Below are 6,588 nucleotides of genomic sequence, written 5' to 3'. Positions count from 1 at the left end.
GCCGGTGTCATCCAGCGTCATCTGATCCGCCCCCGCGAAGGCCAGCCGGATGACCTTGGGGTCCGCCCCCGGGGCCAGCACCAGGTCATACTCCAGTTGGCCCTGGGTGCCGTAATAGACCAGGTCGACACCGGGATAGACGCCTTCATAGCGGACCTTGGCATAGGTGGACAGGCCGGTGCGCCAGGCCGCGGGGTCCTTGCCGCGCAGGTAGTTGACCTTGCCCGGCAGGGCCGCCTCACCGCGGATGACCGGCGCGGGATTGGCACCGACCAAGCTCAGGCGCAGCACCGCCGGCGGAGTCGCCGCCGCTGTCGGTTCCGGCACGGCGGCCGGCGCGGGCACCGGCTCCGGACGAGCGCCGGGCCGGGGCCGCGACGTTGGCTGCGGCTGCTTGGTGTGCAGTGAAAGCACCGCCTCGCCGGGCGTCAGAAACAGGCTATAGCCGGGACCGCGGGCGAGGAACTTCACCGCGGCATCGACCTGGCCGCCGTTGGCCTCGAAGGTGTAGGGCAACTTGCCGTAGTCGGTCTGAATCCGCGCCTGGGCTGGGGCGGCTGGGGCGGGCGCCGCGCTGGCCGACGGTGTGGCTGGTTGGATCAGCGGCATCGCGAGGGCGGAGACGCCCGCCCCGCCGGTGGGCGCGATGGGATCGGGTGCGGCGGCGGCCAGCAGGCTGCTGCCGAGCGCCAGCAGGGCGGGGATCAGGCGCAGTCGGGGCGGGATCTTGAACATACCGAGGCTCCTTGGATGAGATGGGTGAACGGAAATCCGGCAATTGCTCGCACAAAGACACGAAGGGCTGCCAGGCGTTGTCACGGCGGCTTTGGTCATCAACACGGCAGCATCAGTTTCTGCGAGGTCGGCGGTCCGCGCAGCGGACCCTACGGGGGCCGCTGCGCGGACCGATCACGGCTGTCCTGCTTGGTGTTCTTGGTGCCTTCGGTGATGTCCGGGAACGGGGCTAGCGATGTGGAGGGGGCGACTGAAGTCGCCCCTACAGTCGCCCCTACAAGGTGTCACCGATGGCTGCCGACGCCGGGGCATTTCCAGAGACAACGGTGATGCGGATCACAGTTTTCAAAGGTGCACTGTAGCGTCCCAAGCACCGCGAGAAAACCCCCGTTGGTCACTCGTCAATGACCGTACGGCGGGAATTTTCAACCGGTTGTCCGCCGGCAGCCGACACGATGGCTTTCCACCGACCCTGACGCGGATCAGGCCCGCTCGACCGGAAAGGCCAGCACCTCGTCGATGTGCCGGACCTTCAGAACCGCCATCAACAGCCGATCCAGGCCCACGGCCACTCCGGAGGTCTCCGGCATCCCCGCGGCCAGGGCGGCGAGGAAGGCGGTGTCGATGGGCGGGGTCGCGCGCCCCTGGTGGCAGCGCGTTTCAAGGTCTAACTGCAACCGCGCACGCTGCGCCGCGGCGTCGGTCAACTCCTGAAAGCCGTTCGCGAGTTCCACCCCTTCGAAATACAGCTCGAAGCGCTCCGCCACCTCCACCGCGTCCTGCCGCAGCCGGGCCAGCGCCGCCTGGCTGGGCGGATAGTCACACAGAAAGGTCAGGCAACCGCGGCCCAACTGCCCTTGCAGACACTGAGTCAGCAGCAGGTCGAGCCAACCGTCCCGGTCGAGGTCCAGAGACTCGGCATCCGGGATGGCCAGCGCCCCCGCGCGCGTTCGCAGTGCCGCGCAGCCGACCGTCCAGGGATCGATCCCCAACTGTTCGCGAAACAACCCGCGATAGGTGACGCGTTCGGCCGGCAGGTCCGGACGCCCGAGTACGACCCGCACCACCGCGGCCACCTCGTCCATCAGGCGCTGATAGTCCCAGCCCGGCCGGTACCACTCCAGCAGACTGAATTCCGGGTGGTGGAGCCGGCCCCGCTCGCCATCACGGAACACTTTGCAGATTTGATAGATGGGTCCCACGCCGGCGGCCACCAGCCGCTTCATGGGAAACTCGGGGGACGTGTGCAGATAGAGCGGCTGGCCCGCGGCGTCACTGCCCCAGTGCCAGCGGGTGACCAGGCTCTCCAAGGCCGGATCGGACCCGGCACACCGGGAGGCGATTGGTGTCTCGACCTCCAAGACCCCGGCGCGGGCGAAAAAGTCGCGCAGCGCGGCGAGCATGACGGCGCGCGCGCGCAGGGCCGCCGGCGCCGCGCTGGGTCGCCAGTGCGGGATCACTCCTTGGCGCGCGAGACGTATTCGCCGGTGCGGGTATCCACCCGGATCAGCTCCCCGCCCTGGACGAACAGCGGCACCCGCACCACGGCGCCGGTCTCCAGGGTGGCGGGCTTGCCGCCACCGCCCGAGGTGTCGCCCTTGAGTCCGGGGTCGGTCTCGATAATCTTCAGCACCACAAAGTTCGGCGGCTCCACGGCCAACGGCAGGCCATTCCAGAGAGTCACATTGCAGATATCGTTATCTTTGATCCACTTGGCCGTGTCGCCCACGATGGTGGCATCGGCGGTCATCTGCTCGAAACTGGCCGGATCCATGAAATGCCACTGCTCGCCGTCGTTGTACAGATACTGCATGTCGGTATCATGCACGTCGGCCGCCTCGACGGTGTCGCCCGACTTGAAGGTCTTTTCCACGGTGCGCCCGGTTTTGAGGTTGCGCACGCGCACGCGGCTGAACGCCTGACCTTTGCCGGGTTTGACGAACTCGTTCTCGACGATGTTGTACGGATCCCCGTCCAGCATGATCTTGAGTCCGCTCTTGAATTCACTGGTGCTGTAGCTCGCCATGTCGTACCCGGTGCCTATGTGTTTGAAGCTCTAACGGAAGCTGGAATTGACGCTGAACGCCAAACCGCCAATGGTAACGCGAAGCATCGCGCAATGTCATAGCCAGGACTGGCAGACTGAGCTCGCCCAGGCCTTCACGCGGGTACCTGACCTGCTCGCGTTCCTGGACCTGCATGCCGATCAGATCCCAAACCTCGACCCGGATCCCGAACCCTTCCGTCTGCTGGTGCCGCGCGGGTTCGCCGCTTTGATGATGCCGGGCGACCCTTGCGACCCGCTGCTGCGGCAGGTGCTGCCGCTGCGTGACGAACACCTCAGGTGCCCCGGCTTCAGCCAGGACCCGGTCGGCGATCGACCGGCAGTCTGCGCCCCAGGACTCCTGCGCAAATACGCGGGGCGCGCCCTGCTGATCGCCCACGGCGCTTGTGCCGTCCATTGTCGCTACTGTTTTCGCCGCCATTTTCCCTATGCGGAGTTAGGCCCCCACCGCGCCCGCATCGCGGCGGCAATCGACCGGATCCAAACCGATAACAGCCTGTCGGAGGTCATTCTGAGCGGGGGTGATCCCTTGCTGCTGAGTGACGATGCCCTGGCGGCACTCTTCGCCCGGCTCGCCGCAATCCCCCAACTGCGGCGACTGCGGCTGCACACCCGGCTACCGACCGTGCTGCCGGCCCGCGTGACGGAGCAATTGTGCGCCCTCCTGGGCGGACTGCGCCTCACGCCAGTGCTGGTCGTTCACGTCAACCATGCCGACGAACTCGGCGCCGGGGCACGGGCGGCCTTGCGGAGACTGCGCGCGGGCGGTGTCACGCTGCTGAACCAGAGCGTCTTACTGCGTGGGGTGAACGACACCGCGGACGCGCTCAGCGCGCTGAGCGAAGGGCTCTTCGACTGCGCTGTCTTGCCTTATTATCTTCACCAATTGGACTTGGTGCACGGGGCCGCCCATTTCGAGGTGACCGACCGCGATGCCGGCGCCCTGATGGAACGTCTAAGGGCGCGACTGCCGGGATATCTGGTGCCACGTCTGGTCCGTGAGGTCGCGGGCGCGCCCTGCAAAGTACCGGTTGCATTCCGTAGTTCCCTAACCGACTCCGTACGCCGATAATCGCTACGCAGACCCTATCGCCGGACCTTATTGAGAAGCATGCCCGCGCAAGCCCAAGCCGTCATCCTGCTGGTCATGACATCCCAGCCCAACGAGGCGGAACGCCTGATCACGTCCCTGCGCAACGGCGGACTGCCCGTGCGCGGGATGTATACCGCCACCGCGGACCGCATCGATGAACTGGTCGAGCGCCGGGCTTGCGATCTGATCATCTGTTGCAGCTACGACCCCAGCGTGGATCTCGACGCCGTGCTGACCCGCCACCGGGAGTTGGCGGCCGATGTTCCGCTGATTGTCATCGCCGACCACCATGGCGATCAAGAGTCCGTGATCAAGGCCTTGCGCGCCGGAGCGCGCGACGTCACCGACCGCGAGGACGTTGAACACCTGCAACTCGTCGTGGGCCGCGAACTGGCCGATCTGCGCGTGCGCCGCCAGGTCAGACGCCTGACGCACCGACTCCAGCAATGCGAGTCGCGCGCCCGTGAACTGGTGGAAACCACCGGCGAAGCGGTCGCCTTCATCCAGGACGGGATGCACGTGCATGCTAACCCCGCCTATCTGAGCCTGTTTCGCTTCCCCACGGTCGACGATCTGCAGTCCGCCGCCTTCCTGGACCTGATCGCGACCGACCAACGCCCGGCGGTGCGCGAATTCCTGCGGATGCGCACCACCCCTGAGGCTCAAGGTTTAGCCGAAATTCCGACCAGTTGCGTGCGGGCCGACACCAGCAGCTTCCGCGGAACCCTGTTCGCCGCGCCGGCCGAGCGCGACGGCGAGCCCTGTTTACGTCTGATCGTCCGCACCGCCGACCGTTCGACCGTTCTTGCCACGGACAGCACCGACCAACTGCACGAGATCACGGGAGCCGCCACGCTGATCGCGGCCATCGCGACTGCCCTCGGTCACGAGGGTCGGCCCGCGACACCCTTCACACTCTTCTATATCCGCCTGCGCGGTGCCGCCGACCTGCTTCGCACCTGCGGTCTCACCCAGGGACTGGCAGTGATCGGCTCCATTGCCGCGCCGCTTGCCCTGGTGTGTGGTGAACTCGGCGTGCTGGCACGGGTCAGCGACGACGGTTACGGGCTCCTGGTTCTGGAGCTTGACGAGACCTCGGCGGCAACCCTGGCTGAACGCATCCGTGCCGAGGTGCGACTACCCGAGGCCCAGACCGCCCAAGCGCGCATCGAGGCCGATTGCGACGTGGGCTATGTCGTCGTTTCCGGATCATGTTCCGACCCCAAGGAGGTGCTTGACGATGCCTATCGCGCCTGCCTTGGCGGCACCGCGCTGATCGCCCGCATCGGGATGCAGGCGCCCACCTCCCTGGCCGCCCGCGACAAACAACCAGCGATCGAAGGCGAAGACCCCTTGACCGGCAAGATCGAGTCCGCCCTGGACAACGATCGATTCATCCTCGTCTACCAACCGATTGTCAGTCTGATGGGCGACAACCAGGAGAACTACACCGTCCTGGTGCGCCTGATCGATGAATCGGGGAACCTGCTCGAGGCCAAGGACTTCATCGTTCCGGCGATTCGCAGCGGATTGATCGAGCGGATCGACAAATGGGCCATCCGCAACGCCGTCAAGACCATGCGCGAACACCGTCAGGCCGGCCAGAATTTCAATTTTTTCATTAATCTGGCCGAAGACACATTCCGCGATCCAAGCGTCGTCATCTGGATTTGTGACTGTCTGCAGCAATTCGACGTCCGCGGGAACTGGCTGACCTTCGTCATCCAGGAGGAACTGGTGGACGGCAACCTGGGGAGTCTGAGTCGACTTGTCGAAAGCCTTAAGAAAATCAAATGCCGGATCGCGGTCAATCGCTTCGGCGGGACCGACCACCCGCAGATGCTGCTCCAGGGACTTTCCCTGGATTTCATTTTGTTGCGTCCCGAGTTCACCCAGGATCTTGCCAACGATAAGGACAAGCAGCAGCGCTTGCTAGCCTTGGCGAATCTGGCGCGTGAATTCAATGTCAAGAGTGTGGTCACCGGAGTCGAGGACGCCCGCGCACTCACCATCCTCTGGACCGCGGGGGTGGATTATGTGCAGGGGAATTTTCTGCAACGGCCCTCCACCAACCTGGAGATGGCGACTTGAAAAAGCGCCGTTTGCCAGCAGCGCGTTCAACCGCCACAAAGCGCTCGGCCGGCCGTATCACTCGCGTTCCGCAACCGGATTCAGGACCGGAGTGACCCGACTAAAACGACAGGACATTGGTCAAGTCGCTGCAAACACGTGTATTCTATCTACCTGACAACAGCGATGCGAGTCGGCCCCTACCGATGCGGCCCAGTCGGGTACGCGATCGACCCCTGTTCGGCGGTGACGCCAAGCATTATCTACGAGGCGAGCGAGTGACATGGCAAACGAAAAAATCGTGACCAAGAAGACTGCGGCCAAGCCGGCCGCACCCACCACGCAAACGCCCGCGGCCACCCCGGTGGTCAAGAAGTCGGTCGCGAAAAAGACCACCGGGACCGCGGCGGCGCCGCCCGCGGCTACCCCGGCACCCACGTTGACCAAGGCCGCGGCGGCGGTGGCCGCCGCCAAGTCCGCGGCGCCCCCGAAAACCGCAACTCAACCGGCCGCTACGGCGCCCGCGAAAGCCGCAACTCAACCGGCCGCTGCGGCGCCCGCGAAAGCCGCAACTCAACCGGCCGCTGCGGCGCCCGCGAAAGCCGCAACTCAACCGGCCGCTGCG

The 6,588-nt window shown here is 65.6% G+C and carries 4 protein-coding genes and 2 pseudogenes; 3 read left to right on the top strand and 3 right to left on the bottom strand.

The genetic code is table 11. The annotated features are described in order from the left end of the window. The 3 genes and pseudogenes from QZY03_RS27115 to efp all read right to left on the bottom strand — a co-directional run. Positions 1-735, bottom strand: a pseudogene (locus QZY03_RS27115) (hypothetical protein); the annotation flags it as partial. A gap of 482 nt (positions 736-1,217) precedes the next feature. Beyond that, positions 1,218-2,195 carry an EF-P lysine aminoacylase EpmA gene (gene epmA, locus QZY03_RS27110; protein ID WP_295586642.1) on the bottom strand — a complete coding sequence of 326 codons (978 nt, stop codon included), beginning with the start codon at positions 2,193-2,195 and terminating at the stop codon, positions 1,218-1,220. Then, positions 2,192-2,761, bottom strand: a complete 570-nt coding sequence (efp, locus tag QZY03_RS27105) for an elongation factor P (RefSeq protein ID WP_295586640.1) — start codon at positions 2,759-2,761, stop codon at positions 2,192-2,194. The genes epmA and efp overlap by 4 nt, the downstream gene beginning before the upstream one ends. A gap of 70 nt (positions 2,762-2,831) precedes the next feature. Here efp and epmB point away from each other — a divergent pair, with 70 nt between their 5' ends. From epmB to QZY03_RS27090, 3 genes and pseudogenes are all read left to right on the top strand, one after another. Continuing rightward, positions 2,832-3,872 carry an EF-P beta-lysylation protein EpmB gene (gene epmB, locus QZY03_RS27100; RefSeq protein WP_295586638.1) on the top strand — a complete coding sequence of 347 codons (1,041 nt, stop codon included), beginning with the start codon at positions 2,832-2,834 and terminating at the stop codon, positions 3,870-3,872. 39 nt (positions 3,873-3,911) lie between these two features. After that, a complete protein-coding gene (locus tag QZY03_RS27095) occupies positions 3,912-5,984 on the top strand; it encodes an EAL domain-containing protein (protein WP_295586637.1) in 2,073 nt (690 codons plus the stop codon). A 280-nt stretch (positions 5,985-6,264) separates the two neighbouring features. Then, a pseudogene (locus tag QZY03_RS27090) lies at positions 6,265-6,588 on the top strand (hypothetical protein); the annotation flags it as partial.

Source organism: uncultured Lamprocystis sp., assembly GCF_903933125.1.
Classification (GTDB): Bacteria; Pseudomonadota; Gammaproteobacteria; order Chromatiales; family Chromatiaceae; genus Thiodictyon.
This window is presented reverse-complemented; position numbering and strand designations above follow the sequence as displayed.

What these genes read in the sequence shown, in the direction of transcription:
- efp (WP_295586640.1), bottom strand. Translation starts at nt 2,761, where the DNA reads ATGGCGAGCTACAGCACCAGTGAATTCAAGAGCGGACTCAAGATCATG.
- epmB (WP_295586638.1), top strand. Translation starts at nt 2,832, where the DNA reads ATGGTAACGCGAAGCATCGCGCAATGTCATAGCCAGGACTGGCAGACT.
- QZY03_RS27095 (WP_295586637.1), top strand. Translation starts at nt 3,912, where the DNA reads ATGCCCGCGCAAGCCCAAGCCGTCATCCTGCTGGTCATGACATCCCAG.